Below are 14,976 nucleotides of genomic sequence, written 5' to 3' on the forward strand. Positions count from 1 at the left end.
GGACGTGTCGCCGTGGACGGAGGGGCGCCAGGAGATCGAAGGCAAGGCGAAGCAGGAAGGAGGCGGCGCCATGCCACCCGGGTCCTTCCAGATGTTCGACCCGGACCAGTTCCGGGACAAGGTGGTCCTGGTCACGGGGGCCGGCAAGGGGACCGGCCCGGGCGGCATCGGCTACAACGCCGCCATGGCCTTCGCGCGCGCCGGGGCGCGGCTGGCCATCGTCGGGCGCACCGGCGAGACCGTGCGCGCGACGCGGTGCGAGATCGAGGCCCTCGGAGGCGAGGTGGTCGAGGCGATCGGGGACGTCAGCGATCCGGCCGTGATCGCGGGCCTGTTCGACGCCGTCGCGACGCGCTTCGGCCGGCTCGACATCCTCATCAACAACGCCGGCGTCTCGGGGGAGGTGCGCGCGCTCGTGCGCATCCCGGCGAAGAGCTTCCGCTACGCCTTCAACGTCCACCTGCACACCATGACCACGACGCGACTGGCGGCGCGGCTCATGCGCGACAGGGGGATCCAGGGGACCATCCTGAACATCGGCACCTACTTCACGTCTCCGCACCGGCAGATCCTGCGTCCCTACCCGTTCCGCACGCCGTACACCGGCGCGCAGGCCTGGAAGCTCGAGCACGCGCGCGTCAGCGCCTGGGAGCTGGCGCGCGAGGGCATCCGCGTCATCGCCCTGAACCTGGGGCCGGTCGAAGGGGGCCGCATCGATTCGATCGTCTACCCCCTGGGGGCGCTCGAGCGCGGTCTGTGGGGCCGCGACGTCCGCGGGGACGACATCCGCCGCAAGACGGAGGAGATGCATCCCGCCCGGCGCTTCCTGACCCAGGACGACGCGGCCCGCTCGATCCTGGCGCTCGCTTCGCGGGAGCTGCGCGACTCGGCGAACGGCACGGTCGTCGAGCTGGCGGGCGGCGTGGACTACAAGGTCCCGCCGCAGGCGGCCCCGCCGTTCCTGGGCGGCCGCCTGCCCGACCTCGAGGGGCGCCAGGTCCTTCTGATCGGACATCCGTCCGAGGAGCAGGCGGCGACCCTGGTCCTCGCCTTCGCCGCGTGCGGAGCGGCCGTGGTCCTGGCCGCGCCCGACGCCTCGCGCATCCTGTCGAGCCTGGCCGCAGGCAGGGCCCCGCTGGAGTACACCGACGGGCAGCGCACCCTCCTCGGCAGGGTGCAGGCCATCGATCTGAAGACGGACGACGACGCCGCGGTCGCCTCCCTGTTCGACCGGCTGACGACTCCCGCGGACGCGCCTCAGGACGGCTCGGTCCCCCCGCCGGCCGGCGCGGAGCGCGCGGCCCCCGGCCTGGACGTCGTGGTGGCCCTGACCGGGGACATCGTGTCCCCTGGAGCGTTCGCCGATTTGACCCGGGAAGAGGAGGACGCGCTCAAGGAGCGCTTCGCCTTCGAGCCGGCGGAGATCCTGCGCTGCGCCCAGGCGGCGATGCTGCTTCGGGGCATGCGCCGCGCGGCCGAGGAACGGGCCGCGGGCGCGCGGTCGAGTGGCGCGACGGGGGCCGCGGCGGCGGACGAGCGGTTCCTCTCGTTCCGCCCGTTCCTGGCGCTGCTCGAGCGGCCGCGGGGCGTCGCGTCGAGGACCGGCATCCAGCGGGTCAAGGGGGGGTGGACGCCCGACGAAGAGAAGACGCTCCAGGCCGGGGCGCGCCAGTCGCAGGGAAGCATCATCCTCGTGGGTCCGCGGCTGGCCCGCGCGGCGGCCGACGACGCTTCGGTGGTCGGCGTGCTGCGCGCCGGCCTCCAGGCGGTCGTGACCTCCACCGCCACGGAGATGGCCAGCGCCCGAAGCCCGATCCGGGTGAACGCCATCTTCCCCGGCAGCGACGCGGGCGACGCCTCGGCCTCCCGCGCGGCGCGGACGGCTCTCCACCTCGCCGCCGACAGCCGCGCCTCCATCGCCGGAATGATCTACTTCCCCGACGAACGAAACGCCGGTGTCGCGGACGAGGGCGCCCTGGCCGGCCGGACCGCGGTCGTCACAGGCGGCGGGCGCAACCTCGGGCAGGCGATCGCCATGCGGCTGGCGCGCGAGGGCGCGCGCGTCGTCGTGGCAGGGCGCGGGCGCGCCGATCTCGACCTGACGGCGCGCGCCATCACGGCGCTCGGCGGCCGCGCCCACGCGGTGGCGGCCGACATCGCCTTCCCGGGAGAGCGCGCCCGGATTCTCGAGGCGGCGCGCGAGGCTTCGGGCGAGGCCGGGCGCGGCATCGACCTGTGGGTGAACAATGCCGGGATCGGCGGCGCGTTCGCCACCCTGGGGGAGATCGAGCTCGACGGCGACGCGCGCTGGCACCAGACGCTCGCGGTGAACTTCGCGGGCGCCTGGCTCGGCATGGTGCGGGCGATCCTCGACATGCGCCGGCGCGGCGCTCGCGGCGGCGTGGTCAACGTCAGCACCTTCTACGCCGACCAGCCGTACGTCTTCCGCATACCATACACGGTTCCGAAGATCCTGCTCCGCAGGACCGCGGCGCTCCTGGCCGACGCCCTCAGGCCGTACGGCCTGTTCGTCGCCGACATCGAGCCCAGCCTCATCGACGGGCCGCGGTTCCAGTGGGTGGCGCGCAACTACGCCGAGCAGTTCAAGCGGCACGGCGCCGCGGACCCGCTGGCCGACCCCGCCGTGAAGGCGTGGTTCGAGCGCCTCATCCCGGTGCAGGCGCCGCAGGCGCGGGACGTCGCGCAGGCGGTCCTGTTCGCCGCCCAGAGAGGGTTGACCGGGACCGGGCAGGAGATCGCCGTCTCGACCCTGCCGCGCGCGCCGCGCGCCTCGGCCACGCGGGGATCGGGGCCGCGCCACCCGGGGCGCACGGTCGTCATCGTCACCACGGCGCGCGACACCGCGGAGATCGATCGGGTCGGATCGATCGCCGCCTGGTGCCTGGAGTCCGGATCGCGACGGGTGATCGTGGCCGGCGACGACGGCATGATGGCGCGGCTCGGGCGGCGCCTGTCCCGCGGCGCCTCCGACTCGTCCTGGTGGAACCTGCCGGTCGCTCCCGAGGCCGACGGCCGCCTGGAGATCCGCGGCATCGACTCGCTGTCGGCCGCCGCGATGGCCGACGTGTTCGCCGGGCTCGATCGCGTCGACGCGGTGTTCCACGTGCCCGCCGATCCGGGGGCGGCGGAGAGGTTCGTCCTGTTCCCCGCGGACCCGTCGCTCACCGGCCTCGGTCCCGAGGAGATCGAGGCGCGCTACCGCGATCACCAGCGCGCCCTGTCGCTGTTCCTCGATCGCCAGGTGACCACCGGGCTCATCGTCGCGCGCCAGGCGGCGCGCTCGCTCGCGCCGGGCGGTTTCTTCATGGTGTCGCGCCGGCGCCCGCGCACCGCGGAGACGATCCTGGCCACCGAAGCGCAGCGCCAGATCGTGCGCACCGCGGCGGAGGAGTTCCGCCTGCTCGGCATCGACGCGCACGCGACCTTCACGCACGGCGTCCCGGCTCTCAGCGCGCGTCTCGCCGCGTTCCAGGCGGCCTCGGCATAAAATGTCAAAATAGCATTGCGTCTTGATACCTCTCGACGTATATTCCCGGCGGTCCGCATGAGGAGAGGGACCGGGGACTCAGCCGCAGAGACCCCCCGCAGTGGCCGGACATCCGTCGTGTCGTTCGCATCGCCGCAGATCGTCGCCGCGTCGCGCACCACCGCTGATTCATACGACACTCGCCGCAGACAAGGCAGGGCCACGGTATGGATCTGCCCGATCGGATCAGGGAAGCGATCGCGAACGGAAAACTCTTCGAGCCCTTCAGCGCCCGCGATCTGGCCGAGGCGCTCTCCGACCCCGACTGGCCGCAGTCCCGCGTGCACAGCTTCCTGGTGCGGCACTGCGTGGGGAACCTGGCCGCCAGCCAGATTTTCGTCGAGCGCGTTCACTACGGACGCTACCGCCTCATCTACGATGGTCCGCGAGAGCACGTCCCTCCACCCACGAAGTTCCGCAGACGCATGTCGCGAAGCGATCGAAAGGAGGGCCCGATCCTGCCGGGCGAGACCAAACCCTGACCCGCCTACCGCCCACGGACGACGCGCAGCGCCACGTCCTTTCGGGCCTCCCTCATCACTCCGGCGCCGGCTCCCGACAGCCGGCGCCGGAATTCGTTTATGATAGGCGCCCCGACGCGGCGCTGCGGGGTGGCGGATGGACTCATGAAGAGCCTGGTCCTGATCAAGCAGGTCCCGAACACCGACTCTCCCTTCCGGATCAACAGCGCCGGAACGTGGGTGGACGAGGGGAACCTCACGTTCGGGCTCAACGATTACGACCGGTACGCGCTCGAAGCGCTCCTGCGCTTCAAGGACACGGGCAAGGTCACCGAAGTCGTGGCCCTGACCGCCGGCCCGGAGCGCGCCTCGGCGGCGCTGCGCACCTGCCTCGCCACCGGGGCCGACCGCGCGATCCACATCAAGGATGACGCTCTGAACGCCGCCGACCCCCTGTCGATCGCCCGCGCCATCGTGGCGGCCATCAAGGACGAAGGATTCTCGCTGATCCTGGCGGGGCTGCAGGCCGACGACGACAACTACATGATGATCGGTCCGTTCGTGGCGCGCCTCCTCGAACGTCCATGCGCCACGGCGGCGATGCGTCTCGAGCTTGTCGACGGGGGGACGGCGCGCGCCGAGCGGGAGCTCGAGAACAACCGCGTGCAGGTCGTCGACCTGACCCTGCCCGCGGTCATCACCGTGCAGACCGGGATCAACGAGCCGCGCTACGCCAGCCTCAAGGGGATCATGGCCGCCAAGAAGAAGGAGATCAGGACGGTCACGCTCGCCGATCTCAAGCTGGACCCGGCCGCGATCGCCGCGTCGGCGGCCCGCTTCAAGACGGTCCGCCTGGCGCCGCCTCCCAAGGGGAAGGGGGCCGAGATCCTCTCCGGCGCGGCCGATCGTGTCGCGCAGGAGCTCGTGAAGCGCATCCGCGAGAAGACGGGGGTCATCTGACATGGCGCGGTCGACGGCCGGCGTGGGGCGTGGCTGAGTGGCTTGCCGGATCCTGATCCTGGCCGAGCACGAGGGGGGCGCGGTCCGCGAGACCACGTTCGAGCTCCTCGCTCTGGCCCACCGCCTGGCGGGGGAGGGGGGCGGCGGCCCGGCCGACGTCAAGGCGCTCCTCATCGGACACGGCATCGGCGACCTGGCGAAGGGGCTGGCGGCCCGCGGCGCGGCCGAGGTCATCTACGCCGAAGGGGAGGCCGTCAAGGATTACACCGGCGACGGCTACGGCCGCATCCTCGAGTCGGTGATCAAGGTGGAGTCGCCGGACATCGTCCTCGCCAGCCACACCCCGAACGGCTGGGACTGCGCGCCGCTCGCCGCGGCCGGCATCGGCGTGCCGATCGCCACGGAATGCTCCCAGGTCGCCTTCGAGGGGGGCCGGCCTCTGTTCACGCGCAAGGCGTTCAACGGCAAGTTCATCCAGGTCCTGGATCTCGGAGACGCGAAGCCGAGGATGGCCACGGTGCAGAAAGGGGCCGTCGCCGCGTTCACGGGGACGACCCAGGGGACCGTGCGCACCATCTCCGCCGGAGTGGACGCCGCCGGGCTGCGCGCCCGCTTCGCCGGCATCAAGAAGAGCGAGGCCGGCGGCGTCGACCTGACGCAGGCACAGGTGATCGTCTCCGGCGGCCGCGGCGTCGGCGCCCCCGAGAAGTTCGGCGTCATCAAGGAGCTCGCCGCCGCCCTCGGCGGCCAGGTCGGCGCCTCGCGCCCGGTCACCGACATGGGCTGGCTGCCGCACGAGCACCAGGTCGGCAGCTCCGGCGTCACCGTCAATCCGAAGCTCTACATCGCCTGCGGCATCTCGGGGGCCATCCAGCACATCGTCGGGATGAAGGGGGCCGGCTACATCATCGCCATCAACAAGGACCCCGACGCCCCGATCTTCGGCGTCGCGAGCGTCGGAGTGGTCGGCGACCTGTTCGAGATCGTCCCCGCCCTGACCAAGGCCGTCAAGGACGCGAAGGGGCAGTCGTAGCATCGGGTCGTATCTCGTGGGATGGCGATCCGTCCGCCGATCCACCTGTTGGCGCGACGACCCGCCGCTCGTTGCGGTACCAGACTCCGAGATCCTTCTTCCAGAGCCTCCACAGGATGCCAAGCGGCGCCTTGCCGCGGCAGGTCGCCAGCTCCCCGTGCTCTCCCAGGTAGTGGTGGAAGCGGCACGCGCAGACGCGATTGTCGAGCCCGTTGCCGCCACGCCGGGAGCGATAAAGGACGTGATGATCGTCCAGGTTCTTCCGCGAGGTGCAGCCGGGGGCGCTGCAGCGCCAACCAGCGCGGGAATAGACCGGGTCGCCGCGGCGCTTCGGGGCGCCCGCGCGGGCGCCGGTCGAGGCGCGGGCGACGCGGTACGGCGGGTCCCAGGTGAGGACGAAGTCTTCCAGAAGCGCCAGGAGGCCGACCCAGGCCGGCAGGCGGCGGGAGCGGACGGAAAACGTCCGGGCTGAGAGCACGGACGGCGCGGCGTGGGGATCGGGCCAGGGCTCGTCCCAGGGGACCGAGTCGGCCAGAGCCGTCAGGCGCTGCCGGGCTGCCTCGACGACACCGAGGAAGTCAGCGGCGAGATCGTGCGGCAGGCGGAGGCGGAGGAAAACGTCCGGGCCGGGGCGCTCGGCGGAGGCCATCCCGAAATACTGGACGCGCCCGCGGGCGGTCCCCGGCTCGCGGCGCAGCGACGCGTGCCACGCGGCGTCGTCCAGCGGCATCGGGTGGGTGGGCTCGCCGGCGGCACGGACGGAGCGCGTGCGCGCGAGCGCCCGGGCTTCATCCCGGAGGCGCTTCACGGTGGCCTCTTCGGCGCGGGCGACCCAGGCGCGCTCGATATCGGGGGAGACACGGCCGCGGCCGAGGATCCTCAATATGAGAAGAGTGGCCTCGAAGCCGATTCGACCGGCTTCGAAGGCGGCGCGCAGGTGGGGGAACTGCCGGAGGGAGCGGGCGGCGCGGACGCGGTCCTCGGCGGAGGTGCGGGAGACGCCGAGGCGCTCTTCGGCGTAGTGCCCGATGCCGGCGAAGCGGAGGCGCGACCAGGCGCCGCGCTCGGCCATGTCGGCGAGCACCTTCGCCAGGCGGCCGTCAAGGTCCTCCTCGAGAGCCAGGAGGGCGCGGATCTGGCCGTCGAGCTCGGCCGCGCCGCCGGTCCCCGCGACGCTCTCGACGTCGCGCAGGCGCGCCAGGCTGGCTCCGGCCAGCGCCAGGGACCACGAAGCGGGCGACGTCGCGGGGAGGTGGCTCCAGTTGTCCGTCGAGCGCGCCAGCGCGGTCTCCACCACCGCCGGATCGGGGGACACCTTCATCGGGCGGCTGTCGGCGTCGGGGGGGAGGCCGGCGGAACAGGCCTCTCCCACCAGCGCCTCGACGAAGGAGGTCACGCTCGCTTCGCGTCCCTCGACGCAGCGGTAGAGATCGACGACCTCGTCGAACGCAGCCAGGAGGGGGGACGGGACCGGGATGCTGACGAGGGAGCGGTCGGAGAGATCGTCTGGGTCAGCATCAAGCGGGCTCGCTGGATTGTCCGAGGGCGCCTTCAGATCGTCCGAAGGGGAGTGTGGATCGTCCGCGGACCGCTGCTCCGCATCGCCGGAGGAGTGGTCAAAGTCCGGCGGCCACTCCGAGCGGGCCATGCGCGCCGCACGGACCGATTCGCGCAGCGCGCGGATCGGAACGCTCCGCGCCTGCGCCACCCAGGCGGCCAGCGAATCGGCCGAGGCGATCCGGGCGACGAGAAGCGCTGCGACGCGCCCAACGGGGCGGCCACCATCGTCTCCGGTCAGGGCGTCGGCCAGGGCAGGGAGAGACTGGAGCGCGCGGCCCAGCGAGGCGAAGTCCTTCTGCCACCGCCCCGAGCGGCCGAAGCGCTCGCGGGCGTGATCCTCCAGCCGGGCGAATCCGAAATCGGACCAGGCGTGCCGCTGCACGAACGCGGCCGCCGCACGGGCCAGCGGGATCGCGATGCGGTCGAGCCCGGCCCGCAGGGACAGAGCCAGGGCGTCCGCCTGGCGTAGCGACCGCTCGATCGCGTAGGCGCTCGCGCCTGTGGGGGACGGGGTGTCAGCGGACGGGTCGCCACAGGCCGCGTCGTCACCGGCATGGTCGCGACCGGTCGGGGCGCCATAGGCCGGCGCATCCTCCCTGCAAGCGAAGCGCTGGAGGACGGCGACTCTCGCCGGCTGGGTGCGCGCGAGACCGGCGCGTGGCAGCTCGAAAGGCGGGTAGCAGGAACCATGCAATGCGCGCGAAGCAGCGGCGAAATGCATAGTGTAAGTATGGAGTACATCAAATCAGATTGCAAGCGAAAAGTGAAAGATTTTTTATCGTGGTTGACACTCGGCCAGGAGGCAGAACCGCGCGCGTTGACCCCGCCCAGCGTTTTCTCTAGAATCCTCGAACGAAACCACTTGGGGGGGAGAAGCGGCCATGTCCACAGGAAAAGTGTTCGGAGTCCTCGTCCTTTCGGCAACCCTCGCGACCGCGGCGGACAAGGCGAAGGCGGCCGCGCCCGCGGTTCCTGATTTCGAGGTCGAGGGCATCGGGTTCACGATGTGTGAGTGTCCCGCTTATGCCTGCCCCTGCAGATCGAACGCCCATCCCACTCACCATCAGTGCAATGCCGCCGACTTCGCCTACATCAAACGAGGGCACGTCGGGAAGGTGAAGCTGGATGGCCTGAAAGCGGTCGCTGTGGGCGATCTGATCAATCCCGACCATTCCAAGACCTACGCGACGGTCTACTTCGACAAGAGCACGACGCCGGAGCAGCGCGAGGCCTATTCGCAGATGCTCCAGTTCATGTTCTCCGAGGGCTTCCCCGCGACGGTCGGGCCTGCCAAGATCGTCTCGATCGAGTTCAAGGAATCGGCCGACAAGACGGAATACACGGTGAATATCCCGGGCATCCTCGAAGAGAAGGCCGTCCTGAAACGGGACCAATCCGGCAAGCCCGCGCACACGGTCCCCGCGATGGACGAATGGGGCAACACGATCAGCTACGCGGACAACGTCGTGTTCAAGTACCACGACAAGGAGCTGGCCCGCGAGTGGGACGCCTCCGGCCACCAGTCCAACATCAAGTACTTCCACACCACCAAGAAGATGTACGACGAGAAGCAGCTCCTGGCGCAACACGGTGATCCCGCCGTCAACGGCTGGACCGAGAAACAGAAGGACATGATCACCAAGCTGGGGATGAAGCCCGAGTAACCTCACGCCTCACCCCGCACCCCCAGGCGAAATCCGGACGGTCCGAGCGGACGGTCTGAGATGCTGGATCTGACCGCGTGTTCGATTCTCCAGGTCGGGGCGATCCGTCGCATGACGTCCGACCCGCGACTGGCCGCCCACTGCGATTCCTGGCTGCAGGAGCGGGGCGCCCGAGGGGCGCGCCACTACCTGACCCTGCGCTTCGCGGGCCTGGCGGCCGGAGGGTTGATGTTCGTCTGGATGGAATTCGACGAAATAGTGGACGCGGAAGTGCCGTCGATGCGCCTGCTCCTCTGGACGGGCGCGATCGTGGTGTCGTTGATCGCGGCGTTCTTCGGGTTCATCCTTTCCTGCTGGCCCAGGTCCACTCGTGGTGGTGGAGAGGCGGGATCCTCTTCTGGATGGCCCTGGTCGGTGCGCTGGAATACTGGCGGATGGAGCGACGGTCCCGCCGCTAGTCGAGCACGAACTTCAGCCGGCCGCCGGCGCCTTGCGATCGAAGTCACGGCGGCATCGCCACCCCGGATGTTTTTGCAGCTAAGGGCAGCTTCGCGCCGGGACGATCCCGCCGTCGCTGCGGTGGCCGGCGGGGCCGGAGCCGCAGGTGTTCTCCGCCCGGACGAGATAGAAGAGACATTGGCCGGGGCCGGAGGGCGCGGCCAGATCGAGACTGTAGATCAGGTCGATCTGCGGCGCGATGTTGCTCCCCGCACAGGAGGCGCCGGACGTGAAATCCGAAGCGCTGGCCGACCGGATGAGATCGTAACGGTCGTCGAGGACGTAGCTGCCGGGGTGGGGCGGCAGCTGCCACTCCGCGTACTGTCCGCCGGGGGAGAAGATCAGCATATCGGGCTCGTCGGGGACTCCCCAGGCGCGGCCGTCCGCCGGCGCGCAGTCGCAGGCGTCGCCGATCCCGTCGCCGTCGCTGTCCGCTTGCGAGGGGTTGATCACCGCCGGGCAGTCGTCGAGGCAGTCCGGGATTCCGTCGCCGTCGCTGTCCGCGCCGGCCGCGGCATCGAGCCGGTCGCGGATGACCTGCTGCACCTGGTAGGCGACGATGAGCAGGTTGTCGGCCGCCGCCCCCGCGGAGTCATAAATCTCGAAGATGCCGGCGACCTCACGCTTCTTGTCGATCCAGGGATAGAAGCCGAACTTGCCCGGGCAGGAAATCTGGCTGCCGTCCGGCATCCCGTAGTGGACATCACGCCATTCGCCGATCCCGTAACGGACGTACGGGGGCGCCGGCGAGCAGAAGAAGGCCGCCTGCGCTGTCTGGTCCCTCTGCATCTCCGCGATCGCCGCGGAGGACAGGACGCGGGTGGCGCCATACATCCCGTCGTCCAGGATCATGCGCAGGAATTTCCCATACTCATTCATCGTGGTGATCAGCCCGCCTGCGATGGGCGGGTTCTGTCCGCCGAAATAGAACGTCGAAGTGAGTCCAAGCGGCGTGCGGATCTTGTCAGTGAAGAGCTGGCTCCAGCTTTTCCCGCTCGCCACCTCCGCCATCCGTCCGCCCACCTGGATCGAGTTGTTGCCATAACAGAAGAAGCTGCCCGGGGGGCCGATCATCGCGACGGTCTGGGCGATCTGCTGTGCGCAGAGATCGAGCGTCGTCGTGGAATCGTTCACGCAGGGGGCGTCGGTCCGGTTGTCGAGGCCTGAGGTGTGCGAAAACAACTGGCGCAGGGTCATGTCGGCCTTGGCCCCGGTGAAGTAGGGGAGATAGACGCTGACCTTGTCATCGAGCCGAAGGGTGCCGTCGTCCACGAGGCCCATGATCACCGCCGCCGAAAACCATTTGGTCGAAGAGGCGACCAGAAGCAGAGAATCGGGGGTGTAGTTGCCGAACATCCGCTGATGAATCGTGACGCCGCCCGCGTCAAAGAGCCAGAGTCCGGCCCCTGGCAGCGGGGTGGCCGAGACCATCGACTGCATGAGGCTGTCGGCCTCCTTGAAATCCGGCGTGCAGGCGGCGGCTGATGCGGGGCCGGGTCGCGCGGCAAACGGAAACAGCGCTGCGGCGATCAGGACGAGACGCAGTCCTCCGGCGATCGGATGGGGATCCGAGCGGCACTCGAACCTGGGGCCGTGGTGGAGGTTCTTCATGTTACACGCGGTCGAGCACGAACTTCAGCTTCGGGCCGGTGAAGACGAACCCCTGGGACTCGTAGAACCGGCGGGTCCGATCCCAGGCGGGGGACTCGGGCGCGGTCACGTCGATCCGGCCCCAGCCGCGTCGCCTGGCCAGCTCTTTCACGGAGGCGATCAGCCGGCCGCCGACGCCCTTCGATCGATACGGCGGCGCCACGTACATCTCGTTGATCACGCCGTACGCTCCGTTGGCGTAGATGGCGAAGGACTCGACGACGGTGGAGATCCCGGCGATCTCCCCCTCGCCGGTCCGGGCGACGAGCGTGACGGCTCGCGGGCCGGCATCGCGCCACGCGCGGGTGACCCGCGCCCGGTCGAGCGCCCCGAGATCGTCCGCCTCGTCGCCGAGCTCGCGCAGCAGGCGCAGGACCCACTCGAAGACGAGCTCGGCCTCCTCGACCCCCGCTTCCTGAATCGTGATGTTCATCTTCGGCCTCCGGAACCATCGCGCAGGATACATCGTCCGCGTCCCGGTCGCGACAAGGTGACTTTCGTCACCGATCCGGGGCGGGGAGGGGATTCAAGCTGGCGGCGGACACCATTTCATCGCTCATCCGAGCGGAAAGGAGGCGGCACATGACGCGTGTGGGAATCGTACGGCTGCTTGCGGGTCTGCTGGTTGTGGGGACGGTCGGTGCGCTGGTGTCGGCGGACGACAATGCCCGGACCCTGAAAGCTACCTTGAAAGGGTTCGAAGAGCCCCCCTCCGTCTCCTCGACGGGCCGGGGGAGCTTCCGCGCCACGATCTCGGAGGACGGGACCGCCCTCAGCTACACCCTCTCGTACGAAGATCTCGAGGGGGACGTCCAGCAGTCGCACATCCACCTGGGACAGCGGGGGGTGAACGGCGGCATCGCCGTCTTCCTCTGCTCGAACCTGGGGAACGGGCCGGAGGGGACGCCTCTCTGTCCAGGACCGCGGGCGGGGAGCGTGAGCCGCACCGTGACCGGCGCCGACATCGTCGGGCCGTCGGGGCAGGGGCTGACGACGGGCGAGTTTGCCGAGCTGCTGCGCGCCATCGACAAGAACGTGACCTATGCCAACGTCCACTCCACCAAGCACACGGGCGGTGAGATCCGCGGCCAGATCGAAACGGAGGACTGAGAGAGATTCACCCGGACCGCGCCGGCAGGCGGGCCAGCTCGAGCGTTTTCAGGAGGGTGTTCCAGTTGCGGAAGGTGCTCGTGGTCTTGAGCGTCGAGTCGAAATACTGCGCCGTCAGCCTGCTACGCGCCAGTCCGTTCGGGCACAAGAGATAGATCTCGCCGCCGCGCAGGACGAATCGATCCGGCCGCGAGCGATCGGGATCCAGAAGTGCCGCCCGCGAACGGCCGGGACGCTCCGCCAGGAAGACGACGTGCAAGGTCCTCGGGTCCGCACCGTTGCGCAGGAACGGGTTGCTCCTCGCGACCGCGTCGAGCTAGGGGGCCGTCCGCGTCACGACCGGCGCCTCGAAGCCGAAGCGCTTCGAGATGCCCGCTGCGATCAGGGCGGGGACGCGGCGGGCGAGCGGCGTCGCGGCGGTGAACAGGACGTTGCCGCTCTGGATCCAGGTGCGCACGTCGGCGCACCCCGACTCGGTGAACAGGGCGGCCAGGGCGGTCATCGGCAGGGTGTGCTTGCCGCCGACGTTGATCCCGCACAGGAAGGCGACGTGGACGGTGCGCATGACTCTACACCGGGCCCCTGCGGCGGGTCAGCCCGTGTTGAGCGAAACCGCCGACAGGTGCCACATCGAGAACGCCATGCTGCTCCAAACCAATATTCCGCTCTGTGTCTGGCCGGCCCGTTCCAGCGAGGCCATGAGCCGGCCTCTGAAGAAGCCCTCCTCGGTGACGATAGCCACGAGGATCGTCGAGACGGCAACGAGCGCCAGGTTGAGCCAGGGTGAGCAGCCGCGGCGTGGAACGCTTACACAACTTTGATGACCACTTTTCCCGTCGCCCGGCCGGACTCGGAGTAGGCGAGCGCATCACGCACCTCAGCGAGACGAAAGACCTTGTCCACCAACGGAGTGATGGCACCGCTCTCCACCAGCCCCGCGATTTCTTTCAGCTGGTCTCCATCGGCATGCACGAAGAACCACTCATAACGGGCCTTGTGCTGCCGCGCTGCAGCCAAGGGTTTGCGGGACAGCACCCTGATCGCGAGAACGATGATGGGATTGAGCCCCCAGCTTCGTGCAAACGCCGGAGACGGGGTGCTGCTGTTGATGCTGACCACCACACCGCCAGGCTTCACGCACTCGAAGCACTTCAGCAGTGTGTCACCACCCGCGCTGTCCAGCACCACGTCACAATCCTTGGCCACGTCTTCAAAACGTTCGCTGCGATAGTCGATGGCGACGCTCGCGCCCAGACGCTTCACCAGCTCCACATTGCGTTTCCCCACGGTGGTAAAAACGGTTGTGCCCAGATGACGGGCCAACTGGATGGCCACGCTTCCAACGCCACCGCTGCCGGCGTGAATCAACACGCGCCGGCCGGCGCCAAGCCTTCCGATCTCCACCAATGCCTGCCACGCCGTCAGCGCAACCAGCGGAAGGGAGGCGGCTTCTTCAAACGTCACGTTGGCGGGCTTGAGGGCGGCGGCGCCATCGCGGACTGCCGCAAATTCCGCGAACGTTCCGACGCGGTGCGTGTCGACGCGCGCATAGACCGCGTCACCCTTCCTGAAGCGCGTCACCCGTGAGCCTACGTCGACAACCACGCCCGAGAGATCATTGCCCAGCACCAGCGGAAAACGGTATTTCAACAGCGTCTTCAGCTTCCCATCACGCGTCTTGATGTCCACCGGATTCACGCTTGCGGCGTGCACTCGAACCAGCAAGTCCGTGGCGCCCAAGGCTGGGATTTCAATATCCGCCACGCGTACGGCGTCATTGCTTCCGTAGCGATCAATGAGTGCGGCCTTCATGGGGCTCCTTGGGCCGGCTTAACGCCCCGACCAAGCTGCGGCGCGCGTTCTGAGCCGCCTCGACGGACGGCTACCTTCTCGGCGCATAGCGCATCGCCACCGCCCCCGAGCGGAACTCCAGCCGGCTCACGAGCTTCAAGTCGACGCGCTTCGACAGCCCCGCGAACAACGTCGGGCCTCGGCCTGCCAGCGTGGGGTGCACCACGAACTCGTACTCATCGATCAATCCCAGCTCCGCCAACGCCATAGGGAGCTTCACGCCGCCCGTGAACAGTCCCTTGCCCGGCGCCCGCTTGAGCTGCTGAACGGCCTTCCCCAGATCCCCGCGCACGAGCTCTGCGTTCCAATCGACCCGGTCCAAGGTGCTCGACACCACGTACTTCTTTGCCGCGTCGATCGTCCGGGCGAAGCGTTCCATCCAATCAGGCCTCGCTCCAGTCCGCGCCGGCGGCCGAAACGCGGCCTCCATCATTTCGTAAGTCACCCGGCCAAAGAGGAGGGCATCGGCCTGGTCGAGGTTCTCGACCGCGTGACGATGCAAGTCTTCGTCCGCGAACATTACACGATGATCGCAGCACCCGTCCAATGTGACGTTGATTGAATACCGAAGGGTCGCATGTGAGGGCACTCCGGCGCAAGCTGTCTAACGGATCGCGCTTAAGCTGCGGCGCGCTGAAGAAA

Annotated in this window: 12 protein-coding genes and 1 pseudogene; 6 read left to right on the forward strand and 7 right to left on the reverse strand. The window is 69.1% G+C overall.

From position 1 onward, the window contains the following. The first annotated feature begins 4 nt into the window (after positions 1-4). The 4 genes from VGV60_13920 (at position 5) to VGV60_13935 (ending at position 6,001) form a co-directional block, all read left to right on the forward strand. Positions 5-3,508 carry an SDR family NAD(P)-dependent oxidoreductase gene (locus VGV60_13920; GenBank protein ID HEV8702367.1) on the forward strand — a complete coding sequence of 1,168 codons (3,504 nt, stop codon included), beginning with the start codon at positions 5-7 and terminating at the stop codon, positions 3,506-3,508. Between the two features lie 206 nt (positions 3,509-3,714). Then, positions 3,715-4,029, forward strand: a complete 315-nt coding sequence (locus tag VGV60_13925) for a hypothetical protein (GenBank protein HEV8702368.1) — start codon at positions 3,715-3,717, stop codon at positions 4,027-4,029. A 144-nt stretch (positions 4,030-4,173) separates the two neighbouring features. Beyond that, positions 4,174-4,968 carry an electron transfer flavoprotein subunit beta/FixA family protein gene (locus VGV60_13930; protein ID HEV8702369.1) on the forward strand — a complete coding sequence of 265 codons (795 nt, stop codon included), beginning with the start codon at positions 4,174-4,176 and terminating at the stop codon, positions 4,966-4,968. 37 nt (positions 4,969-5,005) lie between these two features. After that, positions 5,006-6,001 (forward strand): electron transfer flavoprotein subunit alpha/FixB family protein, encoded by a 996-nt coding sequence (locus VGV60_13935; protein HEV8702370.1) that lies wholly within the window; start codon positions 5,006-5,008, stop codon positions 5,999-6,001. Here VGV60_13935 and VGV60_13940 read toward each other — a convergent pair. Further along, positions 5,976-8,255, reverse strand: coding sequence for an HNH endonuclease signature motif containing protein (locus tag VGV60_13940; GenBank protein HEV8702371.1), 2,280 nt, complete (start codon positions 8,253-8,255; stop codon positions 5,976-5,978). The genes VGV60_13935 and VGV60_13940 overlap by 26 nt on opposite strands. Before the next feature lie 187 nt (positions 8,256-8,442). On the opposite strand from VGV60_13940, the gene VGV60_13945 reads away from it, so the two are divergent. Beyond that, positions 8,443-9,225, forward strand: a complete 783-nt coding sequence (locus tag VGV60_13945) for a DUF1326 domain-containing protein (protein ID HEV8702372.1) — start codon at positions 8,443-8,445, stop codon at positions 9,223-9,225. A gap of 185 nt (positions 9,226-9,410) precedes the next feature. Here the strand turns inward: VGV60_13945 and VGV60_13950 are convergent, their stop codons facing one another. From VGV60_13950 to VGV60_13960, 3 genes are all read right to left on the reverse strand, one after another. Beyond that, on the reverse strand, positions 9,411-9,569 hold the full coding sequence (locus VGV60_13950) for a hypothetical protein (GenBank protein HEV8702373.1): 159 nt from the start codon (positions 9,567-9,569) through the stop codon (positions 9,411-9,413). Positions 9,570-9,762: 193 nt separating this feature from the next. Beyond that, on the reverse strand, positions 9,763-11,334 hold the full coding sequence (locus VGV60_13955) for a serine hydrolase domain-containing protein (protein HEV8702374.1): 1,572 nt from the start codon (positions 11,332-11,334) through the stop codon (positions 9,763-9,765). Position 11,335: 1 nt separating this feature from the next. Continuing rightward, positions 11,336-11,806, reverse strand: a complete 471-nt coding sequence (locus VGV60_13960; GenBank protein HEV8702375.1) for a GNAT family N-acetyltransferase — start codon at positions 11,804-11,806, stop codon at positions 11,336-11,338. Positions 11,807-11,955: 149 nt separating this feature from the next. Here VGV60_13960 and VGV60_13965 point away from each other — a divergent pair, with 149 nt between their 5' ends. Beyond that, on the forward strand, positions 11,956-12,483 hold the full coding sequence (locus VGV60_13965; GenBank protein ID HEV8702376.1) for a CHRD domain-containing protein: 528 nt from the start codon (positions 11,956-11,958) through the stop codon (positions 12,481-12,483). A gap of 7 nt (positions 12,484-12,490) precedes the next feature. Here VGV60_13965 and VGV60_13970 read toward each other — a convergent pair. The 3 genes and pseudogenes from VGV60_13970 to VGV60_13980 all read right to left on the reverse strand — a co-directional run bounded on the left by VGV60_13970 (position 12,491) and on the right by VGV60_13980 (position 14,854). Continuing rightward, a pseudogene (locus tag VGV60_13970) lies at positions 12,491-13,048 on the reverse strand (DUF1697 domain-containing protein). Between the two features lie 242 nt (positions 13,049-13,290). Further along, positions 13,291-14,295, reverse strand: coding sequence for an NADP-dependent oxidoreductase (locus VGV60_13975; GenBank protein HEV8702377.1), 1,005 nt, complete (start codon positions 14,293-14,295; stop codon positions 13,291-13,293). A 70-nt stretch (positions 14,296-14,365) separates the two neighbouring features. After that, positions 14,366-14,854: a dihydrofolate reductase family protein gene (locus VGV60_13980; protein ID HEV8702378.1), complete on the reverse strand. Its 489-nt coding sequence runs from the start codon at positions 14,852-14,854 to the stop codon at positions 14,366-14,368. Positions 14,855-14,976: the final 122 nt, after the last annotated feature.

The sequence above is a fragment of the Candidatus Polarisedimenticolia bacterium genome, from assembly GCA_036001465.1.
GTDB lineage: Bacteria > Acidobacteriota > Polarisedimenticolia > Gp22-AA2 > Gp22-AA2 > Gp22-AA3.

What these genes read in the sequence shown, in the direction of transcription:
- VGV60_13925 (HEV8702368.1), top strand. Translation starts at nt 3,715, where the DNA reads ATGGATCTGCCCGATCGGATCAGGGAAGCGATCGCGAACGGAAAACTC.
- VGV60_13930 (HEV8702369.1), top strand. Translation starts at nt 4,174, where the DNA reads ATGAAGAGCCTGGTCCTGATCAAGCAGGTCCCGAACACCGACTCTCCC.
- VGV60_13945 (HEV8702372.1), top strand. Translation starts at nt 8,443, where the DNA reads ATGTCCACAGGAAAAGTGTTCGGAGTCCTCGTCCTTTCGGCAACCCTC.
- VGV60_13950 (HEV8702373.1), bottom strand. Translation starts at nt 9,569, where the DNA reads ATGAACCCGAAGAACGCCGCGATCAACGACACCACGATCGCGCCCGTC.
- VGV60_13955 (HEV8702374.1), bottom strand. Translation starts at nt 11,334, where the DNA reads ATGAAGAACCTCCACCACGGCCCCAGGTTCGAGTGCCGCTCGGATCCC.
- VGV60_13960 (HEV8702375.1), bottom strand. Translation starts at nt 11,806, where the DNA reads ATGAACATCACGATTCAGGAAGCGGGGGTCGAGGAGGCCGAGCTCGTC.
- VGV60_13965 (HEV8702376.1), top strand. Translation starts at nt 11,956, where the DNA reads ATGACGCGTGTGGGAATCGTACGGCTGCTTGCGGGTCTGCTGGTTGTG.
- VGV60_13975 (HEV8702377.1), bottom strand. Translation starts at nt 14,295, where the DNA reads ATGAAGGCCGCACTCATTGATCGCTACGGAAGCAATGACGCCGTACGC.
- VGV60_13980 (HEV8702378.1), bottom strand. Translation starts at nt 14,854, where the DNA reads ATGTTCGCGGACGAAGACTTGCATCGTCACGCGGTCGAGAACCTCGAC.